Source organism: Streptomyces sp. NPDC045846, from assembly GCF_056431605.1.
On the sequence record NZ_JBWKKJ010000001.1, the window covers coordinates 529,885 to 548,625 of the forward strand.

The following is an 18,741-nucleotide window of genomic DNA, read 5'->3' on the forward strand; positions in this document are numbered from 1 at the left end:
ATCGAGCAGGGGCCCTCAGGGCGGCGTCACGCCTCGTCGGCGCCGCCGAAGCGCTCGCGGTAGGACTCCAGGTCCTCGTCCGTGATCTTCGCGAACAGGACGGGCGGCACCGTGAAGGCCGTGCCCGCGGGCACCGCGTCCAGCGCCCGTGCCCGCTCCGCGGTGACCCAGGTGGCGGTGTCACCGGCGAGCGCGAACGCGGAGCGCATCGCCTTCGCCGAAGCGGGGATGAACGGCTCCGACACCACCGAGTAGAGGTGGATCAGGTTCATCGCCGTACGCAGCGTCAGCGCCGCGGCCTCCGGATCGGTCTTGATCTCCAGCCAGGGCGCCTTCTGCTCCAGGTAGGAGTTTCCGGCCGACCACAGCGCCCGCAGCGAAGCGGCCGCCTTGCGGAACTGGAGCGCCTCCATGTGGCCCTCGTACTCCGCGAGCAGCCCGGCGATCTCCTCGCCCAGCTTCGCCTCCGCCGCACCGGCCGCGGCGCCCGCGGGCACGTCGTCACCGAAGCGCTTGCGCGAGAACGACAGGACCCGGTTCACGAAGTTGCCCAGGGTGTCCGCGAGGTCCTTGTTGACCGTGGCGGTGAAGTGCTCCCAGGTGAACGACGTGTCGTCGGACTCCGGGGCGTTCGCCATCATGAAGTAGCGCCAGTAGTCGGCGGGCAGGATCTCCAGCGCGTCGTGCGTGAAGACACCGCGGCGCTGCGAGGTGGAGAACTTGCCGCCGTAGTAGTTGAGCCAGTTGAAGGCCTTGACGTAGTCGACCTTCTTCCACGGCTCGCGCACCCCCAGCTCCGTGGCCGGGAACATCACCGTGTGGAACGGGACGTTGTCCTTGCCCATGAACTCGGTGTAGCGCACGTCCGCCGCGCCCTCGGGCTCGTACCACCACGACTTCCAGTCACGGTTCGCCGGGTCGAGGTCGGCCCACTCCTTCGTCGCTCCGATGTACTCGATCGGCGCGTCGAACCAGACGTAGAAGACCTTGCCCTCGGCGGCCAGCTCCGGCCACGTGTCGGCCGGGACCGGCACGCCCCACTCCAGGTCACGGGTGATCGAGCGGTCGTGCAGCCCCTCGGTCAGCCACTTGCGGGCGATCGACGACGCGAGCTGCGGCCACTCGCCGCCCACCCGGTCGATCCACTCCTCGACCTCGCCCTGGAGCTTGGACTGGAGCAGGAAGAGGTGCCGCGTCTCGCGGACCTCCAGCTCGCTGCTGCCGCTGATCGCGGAACGGGCGTCCAGCAGGTCGGTCGGGTCCAGGACGCGGGTGCAGTTCTCGCACTGGTCGCCGCGCGCCTTGTCGTAGCCGCAGTGCGGGCACGTGCCGACGATGTAGCGGTCCGGCAGGAAGCGGTCGTCGGCGATCGAGAAGACCTGGCGGATCGCCCGCTCCTCGATGAACCCGTTCTCCTTCAGCTTCCGCGCGAAGTGCTGCGTGATCTCCACGTTCTGCTGCGAGGAGCTGCGGCCGAAGTAGTCGAAGGCCAGGTGGAAGCCGTCGTAGATCGCCTTCTGGGTGTCGTGCGACTGCGCGCAGAACTCGGCGACCGAGAGCCCGGCCTCCTTGGCGGCCAGCTCGGCCGGGGTGCCGTGCTCGTCGGTGGCGCAGATGTACAGCACGTCGTGGCCGCGCTGGCGCAGGTAGCGGGAGTACACGTCCGCGGGGAGCATCGACCCGACCATGTTGCCCAGGTGCTTGATTCCGTTGATGTACGGCAGCGCGCTGGTGATCAGGTGTCGAGACATCCTCGGATGCTCCTTATGTTCGTGCGTGTGGCACCGCGACGAGGCCGCGGCGAACCCAGGTAGGGAGGCCCACCCGGAGGCTCACACCACGTGACACCCCCGCCCGATGGGCAGAGCCATGCTATCGAACCGCCCGGCCGCTTCTCGCCGGAGTTTCACGGCCCCCGACGGCGCTCGGCCCCCGCTCTTCCCCGAGGTCCTCCGGAGGTCTTCCACGGGGTCTTCCGAGGGGTCTTTCGTGAGGTCTTCCGCGGGGTCTTCCGTGAGTCTTCCGTGAGGCAGAGCAAGCACCCCGCTGAAAGGGCCGGGCTCGCGCACCGGCCCCGCCGACGCACGCACCGGCCCGGGCTCAGGCTCCGTCGCCCGGACCGTGGACGCCGAACGTGGCGCCCTGCGGATCGCGCAGGACCGCGATGCGGCGCCGATCGCCCACCGGTGTCGGCGGCATCAGCGTCCGGCCACCCGCGGCGCTCGCACCGGCCGCCGCCCGGTCGGCGTCGGCGACCGCGAAGTACGGCAGCCAGTGGGACGGCACCTCGGGCGGGTACTTGTCGTCCATGGTCATCAGGCCGCCGAAGTCCTGCCCGTCGATGCCCCACTGCGGGTAGTGGTCGGACGGGGTGACGGTCCAGCCGAACACCGCCGGGTAGAACTCGAGCGCCCCGTCCCGGTCCCGGGTCGTCAGCTCCACCCAGCCGAGCGCGCCCGGCTCGTTGAGCAGCCGCGCCCCGCCGAAGGCCCGCGCCTGCCAGAGCGAGAACACCGCGCCCCAGGGGTCCGCGAGCACCGCGAAGCGGCCCTGGTCGAAGACGTCGAGCGGCCCGGCGAGCAACGAGCCGCCCGCCCGCGCCGTCGCGGCCGCCGTCGCGTCGGTGTCCCGCGTCAGGAACGAGACCGTCCAGGCGGGCGGCTGCCCCGGCTGGTACGGCGGGGTGATCGCGGCCACCGGGGCGTCACCGAGGTGGGCGACCGTGTACCCGCCCGCCTCGGGGCGCGGGTCGGTCTCGGTGCGCCAGCCGAAGAGCGCCGAGTAGAACGCCTCTGCACCCGCCACGTCCGGGGTGGACAGCTCGACCCAGCAGGGACCGCCGTCGACCGGCTGGGAGAACTTCATGTCCGCCTCCTAGGACCGCCCCCGACGGACGGCCGTCTCCCGAGCACGGTAGAGCGGGCGGCGACGGACGGCATGTCGAGGAGGCCCGCGGGGGCGGGGTTCCTGGGCTGGCGCCGGGCGGGGGAGGGGGCGGGGACCCCGGCCTGGCGTTTGGTCCCCGGAGCCGGAGCCGGAGCCGGAGCCGGAGCCGGAGCCGGAGCCGGAGCCGGTTCGGGGCAGGAGCCCGGCGTCAGGCCCGGAGGACGGGCCGGAGCCTGACCCCGGGGCGGAGCCCGAGCCCGATCCAGAGCCCGGGGTCGGACCTGAGCCCGGGTCGGACCTGAGCCCGAGGTCGGACCTGAGCCCGAGGTCGGACCGGGAGCTTGGTGCACGACCTGGAGCCCAGGGCCGGGGGCCTGGAGCCCAGGGCCGAGCCAGGAGCCCGGAGCTGGACCTGGGCACCCGGAGCCGGACCGGGAGCTCGGTGCACGACCTGGAGCCGGTGATGCAGAGTGAGCCCCGGCATCGAGCTTGGCGTGAACACGCAGTAATCCGCATCAACTACTGGTGCTCGTGCTGCAGTTGATGAACACTCTCTCCCTGGTGTGCCCGCAGCACGGCGAACAGGCCGCGAGCGGCAGGCCATCGAAAGCCGTCGGAAAGCTCTTCCACTCGACGCGCTCCGGCCCCGCCGGACGCGGAAGGAGCAGCCCATGCGCGCTGGGAGACCGGGCCGGGCGCGGGTCACCGCCCTCGCCGCCCTCGCGATCGCCGCACTCCTCGCCCCGGGGGCCCATGCGGCCGGCGCCGGGCTCCAGGAGGACGACGAGGACGGCGGGCCCGCCGCGCCCGCCGACTACAGCTACGTACAGAAGGCGATCCCCGGGCAGCAGCTGCCCCGGCACGCCTACGACACGGCCGCCGCGCAGGCCGCCGCCCTGCCCGCCACGCCCGGCACCTGGCAGCCCGTGGGCCCCACCAACATCGGTGGCCGGGTCGTCTCGCTCGCCCTCGACCCCGGCCGCCCCGACACCCTGTACGCGGCCGCCGCCAGCGGCGGACTGTGGCGCTCGGCCGACGCCGGGAAGAACTTCGAACCCCTCTGGCCCGCCCAGCAGACCCAGGCCATGGGCGCGGTCGCCGCCGCACCGGACGGCACCCTCTACGCGGGCACCGGGGAGCCGAACCCAGGCGGCGGCAGCGTCACCTACGAAGGCACCGGCGTCTACCGCTCGACCGACCACGGCCGGAACTGGCAACCCGCCGGGCTGCGCGACTCCGGCGCGGTCGGCGCCATCGACGTGGACCCGCGCCACCCCCGCCACGTCCTCGTCGCCGCCACCGGCTCCCTCTACAACGCGGGCGGCGACCGGGGCGTCTACCTCTCGAACGACGCCGGCACCTCCTGGCGCCGCGTCCTCGACGTACCCAACGCGTACACCGGCGCCGTCGACGTACAGCGCGACCCCGCGAACCCCGAGCGCGTCTACGCCGTCCTGTGGGACCACCGGCGCGAACCGGACAAGCGGACGTACGGCGGCACCGGCTCCGGGGTCTACCGCTCCGACGACGGCGGCACCCACTGGCGACGCCTCGGCGGCGGTCTGCCCACCGCCGACTCGGGCCGGATCGGCCTCGGCATCGCCCGCTCCGAACCCGGTCGCCTCTACGCGACGGTCGGTGCCACCAACGGCACCTTCGGCGGCTTCCTCACCTCCGCCGACGGCGGCGACACCTGGTCCCGGCTGCCCGACAACCCGGCCCTGGCCGACTCGCAGTCCAGCTACTCCTGGTGGTTCGGAAAGGTCTGGGTCGACCCCGCCGACGCCCGCCACGTCCACGTGGCCGGAGTCGCCCTGATGACCACCAAGGACGGCGGCACCACCTGGACGGCCGAGGAGAACGCCGTCCACTCCGACCAGCACGCCATGATCTGGGACCCCCGCCACCCCGGCCGCCTCTACCTCGGCAACGACGGCGGCGTCTACCGCTCCGACGCGCGCGGCGACGGAGGCTGGACCAAGGCCGAGTACGAGCCGTGGACCCAGCTCTACACCGTGGCAGCCACCCCGCAGGACACCGGCCGCATCTCCGGCGGCGCCCAGGACAACGGCTCCATCCGCTCCTGGGGCGGCCCCCGGTTCAACGAGTACCTCGGCGGAGACGGCCTCCAGAACCTGATCGACCCCACCGACAAGAACAGGGCGTACGCCTGTTACCAGTACGGCAGTTGCTTCCGCTCGACCGACGGCGGCAACACCCTGACCGAGTACACGGACGCCACCACCGCCGACCGCCGCAACTGGCTGACGCCCGTCCAGTTCGACCCGGTGAACCCCAACGTCCTCTACTACGGCGGAAACCGGCTCAACCGCTCGACCGACGGCGGCGCCACCTGGACACCCATCAGCCCCGACCTCACCGGCGGACCAGGGCGCGACGACTACCCGTACGGAACCATCACCACCGTCTCCGCCGCCCGCGACGGCCACACCGTGTGGGTCGGCACCGACGACGGCCGGGTGTGGACCACGCGCGACCTCGGCGCACACTGGACCCAAGTCCTCACCGACCAACCCTGGGTGACCCGCGTCGCGGTCGATCCCGCCGACCCGGCGACGGCGTACGTCTCCCTCTCCGGCTACCGCGCGGGCTCCGCCCAGCCCCATCTGCTGCGCACCACGAACGCGGGCGCGAGCTGGACCGACCTATCGGGCAACCTGCCGCAGGCACCGGTGAACGATGTCGTCCTCGGCGCCGGGGGAGCGCTCTACGTCGCCACCGACCAGGGCGTCTTCGTCGGCACGGCGTACGGCGCGAAAGAAGCCGACGGCCGGGCCCGCTGGCTCCGGCTCGGCGGCGGACTGCCGCTGGTCCCGGTCAGCGACCTCGCCTACGACCACGCCAACCACCGTCTGGTGGCGGCGACCTTCGGCCGCGGCTTCTACACCTTCCGCACGCTCTGACCCCGGCCGGGGCGGCCGGTCACTCCTTGGTGCGGCCCGCGAAGTAGGTCGCCACCATGTCCTCGGCGCCGTGACCGGCCGCCTGCGCCCGGGCGAACCGTGCGGCCGACGCCTGCGTCAAGTCGAGCCGTACGCCCGCCTGTTCGGCCGCTCCCAGGATCAGCTGGGTGTCCTTGAGGGCGGTCGAGACGGCGAAACTCGGCGTGAGGTCGCCGGTGAGGAGAGCGGCGGCCTTGGTGTGCAGGTAGGCGGTGTCCAGCGGGCCACCGGCGATCGCGTCCAGGAAGAGCCGGGGGTCCACCTGGAGGCCCTCGGCGAGGCCCAGGCACTCGGCGACGGCGCCGACCAAATTGATCACCCACGTGTTGGCGACCAGCTTCAGGCGCGAAGCCCCGCCCGGCTCGTGGCTCACCCAGACCGTCCGCTGCCCGATCGCGTCCAGGACCGGCGCGAGCGTCTCGCGCGCCGAAGGCGGACCCGAGACGAAGACGGTCAGCTTGCCCTCCTCGGCGGGCTTGCGGGTGCCCAGCACGGGGGAGTCGCAGTACACCACCCCCAACTCGGCCGCCCGCGCGGCCAGTTCGAGCGTCGCGTCCGGTCCGACGGTGGAGGTCTGGAGCCACAGCTGCCCGGAGCGCAGGCCCGGGGCGGCGGCGTCGAGGGTGGCCGACACGGACGGGCCGTCGTTCAGCGCGGTGAGGACGACATCGGCGCCGCGCACCGCCTCGTCGGCGTCCGCGTACACCGTGGCCCCGTCCTCGGCCAGCGCCTCGGCCTTGGCGCGGGTCCGGTTCCAGACCCGTACGGCCAGACCGGCCCGCAGCAGACTCCGGGCCATACCGGCCCCCATGATGCCGGTGCCGAGTACGGCGACAGTGGGCGTGCTCGAAGCTTCGGACACGGTGAACTCCTTCGCGGATGGTGGCGCTCGGTCGCGTACCCCCGAGTCTTATACGGCCGCGGCCGGACGAGGGCGCAAGGCGCCGCCACATTATGGACGTGGCTACCTCCGCTCGGGGGCAGACGGCATCCGGTACGAACGGAGGTCTGTCGCGGATGGCTTGGCTTGCGGGAGGGGGAGCACCCGGCGGGGGGAGGGTGTGAGGGCGAGAGCGCTCCTGCGGACACGCGCTTCCCGTGGTTGAGAGGGTCCCGTGAGGGGTGAGAGCGCTCTCGCAGGGCCTGCACTCCCTGGCTGACACCGTGCCCGTGAGGGCGAGAGCGCTCTCGCAGACCCGCGCTCCGACCGGCCGAGACGGCGACCGCGAGAGCGAAGAGCGCTCTCGCGGGCACCTGGTCCCGGCGCGACCCGCCGCGCGCCGGGCTCTTTCAGACCCCTCGCGGTACCCGCGACGGGCGGCCCCGTCCGCGGGTCAGGGTGTAGCCGGCCAAGCCCGCGAGCGCGGCGAGCAGGCCGCCGGCTCCGGTCCACAGCCAGCGGTCGGTCCACCAACCGGACGCCCAGCCGCCATCCGGCTCGACCGCGGACTTGGCGCCCAGCGGCGTGGACAGCTTGCCGTCGACGGCGTGGGCGCCGCCCGTGTCCAGGACGGTCGGCTCGACCTCCGTCTTGAACGGAAGGCCCCGGTCGGTGTCGGGCAGTGAGACCGCCGTCAGGCGGATGTAGTAGCTGCCCGGCAGCGGGTCGTTGGACCAGGTGTCGGCCCAGGCGACGGTCGGCCGCAGGGTGCATGACAGTTCGACCGTGGCCGCGTCCTGTGCGGCGGACCGGGACTGCGTGCCGTACATGCACGGCTGGCGGCGGCGCAGCCCGTCGTACACGTCGATGCGCCAGGTGGAGGCGCCGTGCCGGGCTGCGGCGTCGGGGAGCGTGACCTTGGCGGTGACGGTGGGGCGCTGCCCGGCGTCGGCGGGGAACATCCAGTACAGGTAGTCGCCGGTCGACGCCGACGCGGTGGCCTTCTGGCCCTGCTGCACGGCGACCGCGGTACGGAAGGCGGTACCGGCCTCCGTGGGCGCGGCACCGCTCTTCGACGCGGAGGGGCTGGGTGAGGGCGAGTCGGCCAGCGCGGGCGCCGCCCCGCCGAGCAGGGCCGCGCCGGCCAGCGCCACGGCCGTCAACGTCCGTACGGTACGCATGAGTTGGCCCCCCGGGCGAGATGAGGTGTTCGGCATCAGTTGGTCCGCCAGACCGCGATGCGCCAGCGCGAGATCCAGCCCCACACCAGACCGGCGACGAGACCGGTCAGCGCGAGCGCGCCGAGCAGCCACCAGCCCCGGCCGAGGCCGAAGGAGGCCACGTCGGAGGCGGGGTGGGGGCCGTCCACCAGGTCGATGGCGAGCTCGACCGGCAGGCCCGGGTCGGTCTTGACGCCGGGCGGCGCCGAGAAGGAGTTGGAGACCTGGAGGCAGACGGTCTCCGGGGTCGACTTGTCGGCCGAGTCGTCGGCGGTCGCCTTGGGGTAGCGCAGGCCGGTCGAGATGAGGTCCGTACGCCCGTCGCCCGCCTCCGAGCCGCGCACGATCTCGCGGCCGTGCGTGGTCATCGCCCGCAGCAGGACGCCGTAGTCCGGATTGGTCTGCCGGTCCACGCCGACGCTGGCCGAGGCGCGCAGCTCCTGGCCGGGCAGCACGTCGACCTTGTACGTGCGGTGCTCGGCGAACTTCTCGCGGTCCGTGTACAGGCCGGGCTTGAGCTGGGGAGCGCTCTCACAGCTCGCGGTGCCGTTGGTGGCGACGGGCACGGCGACCGGGTCGGCCGCCCGGTCCACCAACTGCTTCACCTTGCCGGAGAGTTGGTCGGTGTGCTGCACCGAGGTGTAGGTTCCGCCGGTGGCCTCCGCGATGCAGGTGAGCTGCTCACGGGTCTTGGCGTCCGGGATGAGGCCGAGCGTGTCGATGGTGAGGTGGATGCCCTGGGCGGCGATGTCGCGGGCCACCTCGCACGGGTCGAGCGGCTGGCAGGTGTCCTCGCCGTCGGTGATGAGCACGATCCGGCGGGTCGCGTCACCGCCCTTGAGGTCCTCGGCCGCGCCCTGGAGGGCCGGGCCGATGGGCGTCCAGCCGGTGGGCGCGAGGGTGGCGACGGCGGTCTTCGCCTCGGTACGGTTCAGCGGGCCGACCGGGTAGAGCGCGCGGGTGTCCTTGCAGCCCACCTTGCGGTCCTCGCCCGGGTAGTTGGCCCCGAGGGTGCGTATCCCGAGCTGGACCTCCTGCGGGACCGAGTCGAGGACCTCGTTGAACGCCTGCTTGGCGGCGGACATCCGGGACTTGCCGTCGATGTCGGTGGTCCGCATGGACCCGGAGACGTCAAGGACCAGGTCGACCTTGGGCGCGGCCTGCTGGGCGGGTTGCCCGTCGGGCCGGGGCGCCGCGGAGGCGGCTGTGTCCACGGCCGGGAGGATGCCGGTGGCGAAAGTGGCGACCAGCGCGCACACTCCGGCCGCCAGCCGTTTTCTGGTGATCATCGCCGGATCCTATGGAAGATCGATACGCACCCCAAATCGGCTGCGGCCGATGAGCCCAAATCCCGTGATCCTTAAGCGGGTTGACGACTTGGGCTACGGAGTCGTCTGCGGGCGCTGGGCCACCGTGAGCTCACGCTCCGTCAGCGGTGGCGCCGTCAGCCTCGGCAGGGAGGGGCCGCGCAGGACGGCCAGCACGATCCTCGGCCGGACAAGGGCGGAGCGCGGCGCAGACAGCGTCATCACGTCGAAGAGCGCCCTGGTGACAGCGGGATGGCCGGTCGCGGTGAGCAGCAGCCGGTCGACGTACCGGCGCAACAGCTTGGAGCCCGCACCGGGCTGGGTGCCGATCGCGCCGGGGTAGAGGATGTCCTGTCCGATCGCGAGCTCCCAGGCGAGGGAGACCGGGCGGGCCACCGCGCGCTGGACCCGCGCGGCCAGGCCCGGGGCCTTGAGGCCGCGGTCGGCCAGGTGGTCCCGCAGTGCCTCGGCACCCTGCGCGGCCACCGAGAGCCCATGCCCGTAGACCGGGTTGTAGGTGGCGACCGCGTCACCCAGTACCACGAAGCCCTCGGGCCAGTTCTTCACCTTCTCGAAGTAGTTCCGCCGGTTGACGGTGCTGCGTGTGACCACCACGTCCGTCAGGGGTTCCAGGTGGCTGATGAACTCACCGACCACAGGATGCCGCACCGACCGGGCGAACGCCTCGAACTCGTCGGCGGAGCCGCTGGGTTGGCCGCCACGGGTTCCCGACAGCGTCACGAGCCAGCGTCCGCCCTCGACGGGCACGATGGTCGTGGTGCGGCCGGGAACCGGTTGGCGCGCGTCCGACTGCACATTGATCAGAGGGAACCGCTCCGTCCCCTCCGGGGCGCGGAAGATCCGGCTGGCGTAGGCGAGGCCCGAGTCGACTTCCTCCTGGCGGGGCCGGGCGACGCCGAGCCCACCGAGCCAGTGCGGGGCCCGCGAGCCGCGCCCCGACGCATCCACGACCAGGTCGGCGTGGAGAGCGCGCTCATCGCCGTCCTGGGTGCGTACCCGTATCCCGGTCACCCGGGCCGCGCTGCCCTCCAGGCCGAGGAGCTCGGTGCGGGTGAGGACGTCGATCCGGGGGTCCGCGGTGACCTGCTCGCGTACCACCCAGTCCAAAAGGTCGCGGCTGCAGGCGATCACGAACTGCATCTCGGGCCAGCGCCGCAGCCAGCCCTGGGACTGCATGGACACGAGTCCGGTGGGCAGGGAGATGCGCCGGGCGCCGGCGGCGATCCAGCGGTCGTTGAGCCCGGGCAGCAGGTTCTCCATGGCACGTGCCCCGCCGGACCACAGCAGGTGGGCGTGGTGGGCCTGGGGGAGGCCCTTGCGCGGGGCCGGCCCCGCGGGGAGGCTGTCGCGCTCGACCACGGTGATCTCGTCGGCGTGCTCGCGCAGTGCGGCGGCGGCCAGCATGCCCGCCGCTCCGCCGCCGATGACGAGGGCGCGACGCCGGGTGGGGGCTCTGAAGGAACGGTCGGGCTCGCTCAATGGACTTCGCTCTCTGGCAGGGCCGCGTGCCCGGGGGCCGCTGCGGCGACGGACGCCTCACGCAGGACGGCAGAGATCCGCACCAGATCACGAGGGCCTTCGGCGGTGGTGGGTTCAGCGGTCCCGACCGAGTCTAGGATCTTGCCTTCGGGGTCGGCGATGCGGGCCCGCACCGCCGCCGTCAGCATCGCCGCGTCCGCCACGGCCTGCGCGCGTTCCGGATCGGAGCCCTCCGCGACGGCCGCGGCATGAACACGGGCATGCTCCGCACGGTCGAAATACGGATGCAGGGCGAGCAGACCGTCGTGGATGTCGGATTCCCGGCGGGTCAGGGACAGTTCGGCGGAGGACCACCACAGGATGCGTACCGAACGGGCGTGACCGGGGGCCGCCCTGTTCAGCTCGCGCCACAGCGGACCCAGTTGGCGGTAGGTGCTCCAACTGTGCCAGCTGTCCGCGAGCCGCTGGCAGACCAGGGGAAGACAGAAGCCCACCGCGCTGACCTGGGCGCCCACGGAGGCGAGGATCGGCGCGAGATCGGTGCTCAGCCAGTCCCAGTCACCCCCGGCCCACCGGGCGAAGACGGCCGCGAACTTCGCCGCCGCGTAGAGCGTGTTGAACGTGTAGCCGAGTACGATGATCAGCAGCCCGATGCGCAGCCACCCGTGGACCTGGAGCGCCCAGCGCCAGCACAGGTAGTTCATGGTGACGCCGGCGACGGTGACACCCATGAGGTAGAGCACGATCATCTCGCGGATGTACGGCGTGTTGGCGTAGTACGTGTCCAGGTCCCGCAACCGCTCGACCGGGGCGTCTCCGAGTAGGAAGAGCACCACGAGCAGGACCATGTGCACGCTGTACCCGGCGATCCAGCGGCGGGAGACGCGCCGGGTCTGCTCGGGAGGTCCGCCGCGCCAGTTGACGATCAGTACGAGACAGGACGCGCTGAACCCGCTGAGTAGCGCGTACACCAGTGGGGCGGAGAAGTTGGTGATGCCGGTGAGCTCGTTGACCTTCGCGATGGTGGGCGGCGCCGCGAAGAAGAACACCAGACCGGCCATGGCGAGCAGGGCGCACACGGCGCGCATCAGCGGGTCGCGCCAGGCACGCACCAGCGAGGGCACCTTGAACGCGAGAGCGGCCGCCATCGCGGCGGCCGGGACGTAGTAGGAGGGACCCTGCACGCCTCAGCCCTGCGGCCCGCGGTACCCCAGCGAGGCCTCGATGCGGCCGGCCAGCATGTCGCGACGCACCGGCCCCCGCATACCCGAGCCGTTGAGCCAGGGTCGGCACTTGCTGCCGAGCAGCACGCCGAAGCTTTCGGCGTCGGTCTCCTCGGCGAGGTGCGAGCGGGTGCGGGCGGCCACCTTGCGTACGGTGTCGCTCACGTCGGCGTCGGGCGAGAGCAGCCGGGCCGCGACGGCCGCGCCCTCGACATGGTGACTCCCGTGCCCCGCGTTCATGTGCCACAACTCATGGCCCAGGATGACCAGTTGGTGGTCCGGTGCGGTGCGCTCCTCCACCACCACCAGATCGCGGTCGGCCATGTCGAGCCAGAGTCCGCTCGCGGTGCCGGGCGGGAAGGCCGCCATGCGGAACTCGACGGGGCGGCCCCGGCGCTTGCTCATGCCCTCGCACAGGGCGGCGTACAGAGCGGTCGGCTCCGCCGGGGCCGGGATCGTGATTCCCGCGACCAGCTCGCCGCACAGCCGGCGCATCTCCTTGCCTATGCCCACCGTTCTCCCCGCCAGCCGTTCATGGAGCAGCACTTCGTCGAGCAGCCCGTCACTGTGCAGCCTGCCGAGCCGTACGCGATTGATCCAGTCAACATTGAGCCGGAGTTCGTTGAACTCGGCATCACTTGACGGCCGGAAATGGACGGACGATGACGTCCGGGCAGGCTGATGGGTGCGGCGGAAGGCCGCCGCGAGGTGCGGATCATGTCAGGACTCCGACCGCTTGACGCTCTCCAGGAGCATGTCGAGCCACTCCGTGACCTTGTCGCGGTGCTTGTCGGTGGGGAGCTGGGCGGCCCGCCAGGCGATGCCGCGGACCCCGTGGTCCTGGAGCAGTCGCTCCAGCGCGTCGCCGCCCGGTGCCCCGGTGAGCGTCACCTCCCGCTCGCGGCCCGCCAGTTGCTGGAGCAGTTCCTGCTCGGTGCGCAGCAGGGCGCCGCCCAGCGCGTCGGTGTCGTCGGCGGTCAGGAACCCCGCGTGGACGCCGAAGAAGCGCTGGATCGCGTCGCAGTGCTCCATCGTCGGCCGCCGGTCGCCGTTGATCAGCGCGCCCGCCTGCTGGCGCGACATGCCCGCGCCGTCGGCGATCTCCTGCTGGGTGTACGGGCGGCCGTTGGGCTTGCGGCGGGTTCTGCGCAGCAGGCTGAACCGCTGAAGGAAGCGCGCCTGCAGATCGGGTTCGCCGGCCGGCTGCCCGTCGAGCAGCGCGCCCACGACGTCGGCCGGAACGCCCGAGGCCTCGGAGAGCAGATGGACGTCGAACACGTCCGCCTGACTCATCCCGAGTTTCGCGGCGAGCTCGGCCACACGGGCGACGACGGCCGCGAGGGGGCCCGTGGCCGCCGGTCCCGGAACCAAGAAGCCGTCCGTCACCAGTAGTTCTCCTAGATCATGCGAGGTCGGTGGGCACAACAGTGGATGCTCCGGAGGTTAGCGGGTCCCGGCAACAACAACCAGAACTTGCCACAGTTGTGGCGCAATCAACGCTTCGGGGGGCCGGAATGCCACGATGCTTGACATCATTGTGGTGGCGGTATCAGGATCGCCACGCGGTGTGAAGATCGCCCTCCGAGCCCCGGGCGGGCCCGAAGGCCGGCCGCCGCACTCGCGGGCCAGCAAGAGGAGTCGCGTACTCGATGGCGGAAGAATCGGTGGCGAAGGATTCGGTGACCAAGGTTCCGGTGGCGCACGTCCCGGTGGTGGGGCGCCCGTTCGCCCTGGTCCAGGAGCGGCCCGGACAGCAGGCGGCCGCGGGGGAGCGGGCCGCCGACGACCCGGCGACCGGGAGAACGGACGCCCCCGGCCTCCCGGACGACCCCGAGCTCGCGGCCTACGTCCACGACTACTTCGCGATGACGGACGCGCTTCCCTTCCCCTCCGTGGTCCTCGACCCGGGCTGGGGCGTGGCGCACGCCAACGCGGCGTACGACGCGCTCTTCGGCGGAGTGGGGCCGCACCCCACCGCCATGCCCGGCCACAACTTCCTGCGCTTCGTCCTGTTCCACCCGGACGCGGCCAGTGTGCTCGCCGAACACGAGACGGCCTGGTGCCTGCCGATGCTGGCCCAGTTCGCCGAGGCGTTCGCCGACGATGAGAGCGCTCCCGGGCTGTGGGACATCCGCCGCGAGATCGCCGACGACCCCATCATGGACGCGGCGTTCCGCCTCGGTCTGCCGCACTGGGTCGAGGCGGTCGGTGACGCGGCCGTGCACCACGACGGCGCGGAACGCCACGTACGCCACCCCGACCCGGCCCGCGGCCGCACCAGCTGCCGTCTGATCAGCGAATCCCCGCGTACGCTGCGGGAGTTCGGGCTGCGCAGGCTGACCCTGGTGCTGCGTGAGGCCGAGCCCGCCGCGCCGCGCCGAGGCCGCGCCCACCTCAGCGTGGTGCCGACCCGCTAGCCGCCCCGAGCCCATCCGCACCGAACGATTTCGGCCAACCCCGGGCGAAGTCGGCCTGCCGCAAAGGATGTTGCTAGCGTGGCCGCGGCAGGCCGGGGCGTGGAGCGGAATCGGGGGCGGGACATGCTGGATCCCACATCGACGGCGGCCGTCGCCGCCGTGCTCGGCGCGGTCGGCTCGGGACTCGCCAACGAAGCGGGCAAAGCGGCCTGGGAGAGCGCGGGCGGCCTGGTCCGCCGCATCGTCGGCCGCGAGGTCCGTGCCCCGCGAGGACGCGACGAACTCGACGGCGTCGCCCGCCAGGTGCACGACGCCTTGCGTCAGGACCCCGCTCTCGCCCGCGCCTGGACCGCGTTCGCCCGCAGCGCGCCGCGCCCCGGCCACGCCCTCCAGGTGCCCGCCCTGCACGCCTCCACCCGCTTCTTCACCGACCGCGACGGCGAGCGCAAGGCCCTGACCCGGGAAGCCTCCCGGGCGGCGGACGGCCGGCCCCGGGTGGCCGTCCTGCACGGCCCGCAGGGCATCGGCACCAGCGCGCTCGCCCTCCACTGGGGCTGCACCGAACTGCGCCGCTTCCCCGACGGACAGCTGTACGCCGACCTGCGCGGAACCGGCACCGGCGCCACTGCGGGGGCCGACCCGTCGACCGTACTGCGCCTGCTGCTCCGGCAGTTCGGCATCCCGGCGGCGGAGATTCCACCCGGCCCCGACGACCGCCGGGCGCTGCTGCGCGCCTGTACCGCGGACCGCCGACTGCTGATCGTCCTCGACCACGCCAAGTCCGCCGCCCAGGTCCTCCCCGTCCTCACCTCCGCGCCCGGCGTGTTCGTCATCGTGACGGCCCGCCACCCCCTGCCGGGCCTCGACGCGGTGGGCATTCCGGTGGGAGCGCTCTCCGACAAGGACGCGCTGCGCCTGCTCACCGACGTCGCCAAGGCCCAGAACGTGGCGCTGGACCGGGCTGCCCTGACTTCCGTCCTCGCCCGCTGCGCCGGTTCCCCCTTCGCGCTGCGCGCTGCCGCCGCCCGCCTCGCCGCACGGCACTGGCGCGACGAAGGGAGCGCGGGAGGCGACGCGGCCCGCACGGCCGTCGCGGACGGGCTGCGCGCCCTGGAACCGGAGGCGGCACGCGGCCTGCGGCTGCTCGCCCAGCGCGACTGGCCCGCCATCGGCGCGCCGATGGCTGCGGCCACGCTAGGCCTTGACGAGGCGGCCGCCGAACGCCTCCTCGCTGAACTCGCCGACAGCCGCCTCGTGGAGAGCGCGACCAACGGCAGGTACTGGATCAGACCGCTGATCCGGGAGTACGCCGTGACGGAGGCCCTGCGCGAGGACGGTCTCACGGCGGTCGAGGAGGCGGTGAGGCGCGCGGTGAACTGGTGTGTCTCCTTCGCCGAACCGGCGAGCAAGGCCGCCCTCAGCCAGGGCTGGCGCCTGGGCGGTCCGGAGCAGGGGACATCGGCCGGCGCGCGGTACACGGACGCAGGCGAGGCGCTGACCGCGCTGCACGACGAACTCGGCAACCTCCTCCAAGCCATCAGCGCGGCCGAGGAGTTGAGGGATGCGGACTCGGTGTTCCGGCTCAACCAGGCCTTGTGGCCCGTGCAGCTGAAGATGGGCTGCCACGACGAGCTCCTGCCTGCCCTGCGCGCGGGCGTCCGGGCCACACTCGCCCAGAACCCCAGCTCCCGCGAGGCAGCCCGCATGCACACGCTGCTCGGTCTCAACCTCACGGAACTACGTCAATGGACCGAAGCCGAGAGCGCTTTCGCGGCGGCCGCCCGCATAGAAGAAGCCGTCGGTCACACCCGGGGCCACGCCACCGCCGTCGAGTCCCTCGGTCTGCTGCGGCTGCGCGAGTGGCGCCACCAGGAGGCGTACGACTGCTTCGAGGCGGCGGACCGCATCCTCGACGGCGTGACCACCAACGGGGAGGGTAGCGGTGATCTGCCCCGTGCCCGCGCTCTCCTGGAGCGTCACCGCGGCCGGGCACTGCGTGGCCTCGGGCGCTGGGCGGAGGCCGAAGTCCGGCTGGAGAGCGCTCTCGCGTTCTTCCGAGGGACCCACGAGGCGTACAACACGGCCCGCACGCTCACCGACCTCGCCGAGACCTTCGAGGCCAGCGGACGGACCTCGGACGCGCTTCCCCTGATCGACGAGGCGATCGCAGCGCTGGCGAACGAACAGGCCCACTATCACCTGATCCACCTGAGAGCGCTCCGCGAACGGTGCGCGGACGAGGGCGTTACTGAATGACGTCCGGCTCCGTCGGGCGGGAGAGCGCGTTCACGTCTACGTCTACGGGCACGTGCAGGGGCGCGGGTGCGGGTGCGACTCCGGCGTTCTTCGCGGAGTGAAGCGGGCCCAGCCCAGGTCTGAGACTCCGGTTGCTGGGATCGTTCCGTTCTGGTGCGGGGGTTCGGTTGCGCGAGTGGGGCAGCCCCTCAGCCTGGTGCTGGTATCGGTGCAGGCACCAGCACCAGCACCAGCACCAGCACCAGCACCAGCACCGGTACTGGGATCGGTCATGCGGCTGCGGCGGTCTGACCGTCTCGTGAGAGCGCTCTCAGTCCGACGGTACGGACCGTGGCTGCTCCAGCCCCTGAAGCAGGAGGGCGACCAGCCTGCGGGGGTCCTAGCGGGGGTCGCTGTCGCGGCCGATGCAGAGATTCCCGATGCCGCGCATCAACTCGTAGGCGTGGGTGCCGGGCCTGATGTCTCCCGACTCCACCGCCGCGTCGAGCAACTCCGCGCAGACGGGCGCCAACCGGTCGAGGAAGTAGGCGTGCAGCGCGTCGAACCCGCTGCTTTCCGACTGCATCGCGTTGGCCAGCCCGTGCTTCGTGACCAGGAAGTCGACGAACAGCTCTACCCACTGGCGCAGTGCCGCGAGTGGTGACTCGCTGCCGGCCAGCAGGCTCGGCCCCGCCTCGGCGCACGCCTCGACCCTGATGGCGGTAGACCGCGACGACGAGGTCCGCCCGGGTGGGGAAGTTGCGATAGATGGTGCCCATCCCGACGCCCGCACGGGCCGCGATCTCGCGGATCGGCGCGTCCACGCCGGATGTGCCGAAGACGGCGGCGGCCGCGTCGAGAAGCGTCTGCTGGTTGTGCAGCGCATCGGCCCGCTTGCCGCGGGGCGCTCCCCCCTGCGGGACTTGTCCCGGACACCATGCACTCCTTCCGGCAGTCATTGACTAGGCGGAACGGCGCTCCGTATAGTAAACGGAACAACGCTCCGCTTGAAACCTAACTCAAGCCGGACGCTCCCGACCGCCTGCCCAAAGGCCGTCGAAGGTAAATCGAGGGGAAACGCGCATCATGAGTGCACCGACATCGACCCCCGCAGCTGACACCTTCAGCTCGCGTCCCCAGTACGGAAGTCTCGGGGCTTCCGGAAGTCCCGTACTGTCCGTCAGCCCGATCGTGCTCCCTGTTCCCGGCCGCCCCGTCGACCTGGAACTGAAGGTCTCCGCACCGGTGATCGGAACCGAGCTGCCGATCATCCTGCTCTCCCATGGTCAGGGTTTCTCCAACCACCTCTCCTCCCTGCACGGCTACGCCCCGCTCGCCAATTACTGGGCAGCGCACGGGTTTGTGGTCGTTCAGCCCACTCACCTGAGTTCGAGGACGCTGACCCTCGACCCGGGCATCCCGGGCGCGCCGCTGTACTGGCGATCCCGTGCCGAGGACATGAAGCACATCCTGGACGGGCTCGACGCGATCGAGGCCGCAGTCCCGCAGGTGCGCGGCCGTCTGGACCGCGACCGGGTCGCCGTGGCAGGCCATTCGATGGGTGGGCACACGGCGAGCCTCCTGCTCGGAGCCCGCCTCACCGACCCGGACGACGGTAGGGAGGTGGATCTGGCGGAGCCCCGGATCAAGGCGGGCGTCCTGCTCGCCGGGCCGGGGCGGGGAGGCGACGCTCTCACGGAGCAGGTGGCCGAAGACTTCCCCGTCTTCCTCACCACCGACTTCTCCCGGATGGCAACGCCGACGCTCGTGATCGCGGGCGACAAGGACACCTCCGCCCATATGACGGTGAACGGCCCGGACTGGCACGCCGACCCGTACGTCCTGGCCCCGGGGCCCAAGTCCCTGCTCACCCTCTTCGACGCGGAGCACGGGCTGGGCGGCATCTCGGGCTACGACGTGGCCGAGACCACGGACGAGAACACCACTCGGGTGGCCTTGGTCCAGCACCTCACCTGGGCCTACCTCCGCTCTCGGCTCTACCCCGGGGATGACGCTTGGCAGTCGGCGACGGAGGCCCTGACGGCCGAGTCCGACCCGCTGGGGCGAATCGAGTCCAAGGAGGGCGCCACCGGCCCCAAGTAGGGGCGAC

The 18,741-nt window shown here is 72.1% G+C and carries 13 protein-coding genes and 1 pseudogene; 4 read left to right on the top strand and 10 right to left on the bottom strand.

Features of this window, described 5'->3' with window-relative positions:
• Nucleotides 1-26: 26 nt before the first annotated feature.
• Both metG and AC07F3_RS02345 read right to left on the bottom strand, forming a co-directional pair.
• Complete coding sequence (gene metG, locus AC07F3_RS02340; RefSeq protein ID WP_479109620.1) at nt 27-1,751, bottom strand: methionine--tRNA ligase; 1,725 nt, start codon at nt 1,749-1,751, stop codon at nt 27-29.
• 349 nt (nt 1,752-2,100) lie between these two features.
• Nucleotides 2,101-2,865 carry a VOC family protein gene (locus AC07F3_RS02345; protein ID WP_479109622.1) on the bottom strand — a complete coding sequence of 255 codons (765 nt, stop codon included), beginning with the start codon at nt 2,863-2,865 and terminating at the stop codon, nt 2,101-2,103.
• 692 nt (nt 2,866-3,557) lie between these two features.
• On the opposite strand from AC07F3_RS02345, the gene AC07F3_RS02350 reads away from it, so the two are divergent.
• Nucleotides 3,558-5,810: a WD40/YVTN/BNR-like repeat-containing protein gene (locus tag AC07F3_RS02350; RefSeq protein WP_479109624.1), complete on the top strand. Its 2,253-nt coding sequence runs from the start codon at nt 3,558-3,560 to the stop codon at nt 5,808-5,810.
• A gap of 19 nt (nt 5,811-5,829) precedes the next feature.
• Here the strand turns inward: AC07F3_RS02350 and AC07F3_RS02355 are convergent, their stop codons facing one another.
• The 7 genes from AC07F3_RS02355 to AC07F3_RS02385 form a co-directional block, all read right to left on the bottom strand.
• A complete protein-coding gene (locus AC07F3_RS02355) occupies nt 5,830-6,711 on the bottom strand; it encodes an NAD(P)-dependent oxidoreductase (protein ID WP_479109626.1) in 882 nt (293 codons plus the stop codon).
• 428 nt (nt 6,712-7,139) lie between these two features.
• On the bottom strand, nt 7,140-7,910 hold the full coding sequence (locus AC07F3_RS02360) for a hypothetical protein (RefSeq protein WP_479109628.1): 771 nt from the start codon (nt 7,908-7,910) through the stop codon (nt 7,140-7,142).
• A 35-nt stretch (nt 7,911-7,945) separates the two neighbouring features.
• Nucleotides 7,946-9,238, bottom strand: a complete 1,293-nt coding sequence (locus tag AC07F3_RS02365) for a VWA domain-containing protein (RefSeq protein WP_479109630.1) — start codon at nt 9,236-9,238, stop codon at nt 7,946-7,948.
• Between the two features lie 93 nt (nt 9,239-9,331).
• Nucleotides 9,332-10,756: an NAD(P)/FAD-dependent oxidoreductase gene (locus tag AC07F3_RS02370; RefSeq protein ID WP_479109632.1), complete on the bottom strand. Its 1,425-nt coding sequence runs from the start codon at nt 10,754-10,756 to the stop codon at nt 9,332-9,334.
• Complete coding sequence (locus AC07F3_RS02375) at nt 10,753-11,940, bottom strand: MAB_1171c family putative transporter (RefSeq protein WP_479109634.1); 1,188 nt, start codon at nt 11,938-11,940, stop codon at nt 10,753-10,755. Before AC07F3_RS02375 ends, AC07F3_RS02370 begins: the two co-directional genes overlap by 4 nt.
• 3 nt (nt 11,941-11,943) lie before the next feature.
• On the bottom strand, nt 11,944-12,474 hold the full coding sequence (locus AC07F3_RS02380) for a toxin-antitoxin system, toxin component (RefSeq protein WP_479110582.1): 531 nt from the start codon (nt 12,472-12,474) through the stop codon (nt 11,944-11,946).
• Nucleotides 12,475-12,699: 225 nt separating this feature from the next.
• Nucleotides 12,700-13,365 (bottom strand): helix-turn-helix domain-containing protein, encoded by a 666-nt coding sequence (locus AC07F3_RS02385; protein WP_479109636.1) that lies wholly within the window; start codon nt 13,363-13,365, stop codon nt 12,700-12,702.
• Nucleotides 13,366-13,628: 263 nt separating this feature from the next.
• Between AC07F3_RS02385 and AC07F3_RS02390 the strand changes: the two genes are divergently transcribed.
• Together AC07F3_RS02390 and AC07F3_RS02395 are read left to right on the top strand one after the other, a co-directional pair.
• Nucleotides 13,629-14,396: an MmyB family transcriptional regulator gene (locus AC07F3_RS02390; RefSeq protein WP_479109638.1), complete on the top strand. Its 768-nt coding sequence runs from the start codon at nt 13,629-13,631 to the stop codon at nt 14,394-14,396.
• Nucleotides 14,397-14,519: 123 nt separating this feature from the next.
• Complete coding sequence (locus AC07F3_RS02395) at nt 14,520-16,652, top strand: tetratricopeptide repeat protein (RefSeq protein ID WP_479109640.1); 2,133 nt, start codon at nt 14,520-14,522, stop codon at nt 16,650-16,652.
• 379 nt (nt 16,653-17,031) lie between these two features.
• On the opposite strand, the pseudogene AC07F3_RS02400 reads toward AC07F3_RS02395, so the two are convergent.
• Nucleotides 17,032-17,590, bottom strand: a pseudogene (locus tag AC07F3_RS02400) (TetR/AcrR family transcriptional regulator).
• 127 nt (nt 17,591-17,717) lie between these two features.
• Here AC07F3_RS02400 and AC07F3_RS02405 point away from each other — a divergent pair.
• Nucleotides 17,718-18,734, top strand: a complete 1,017-nt coding sequence (locus AC07F3_RS02405; RefSeq protein WP_479109642.1) for an alpha/beta hydrolase family protein — start codon at nt 17,718-17,720, stop codon at nt 18,732-18,734.
• The last annotated feature ends 7 nt before the right edge of the window (nt 18,735-18,741 follow it).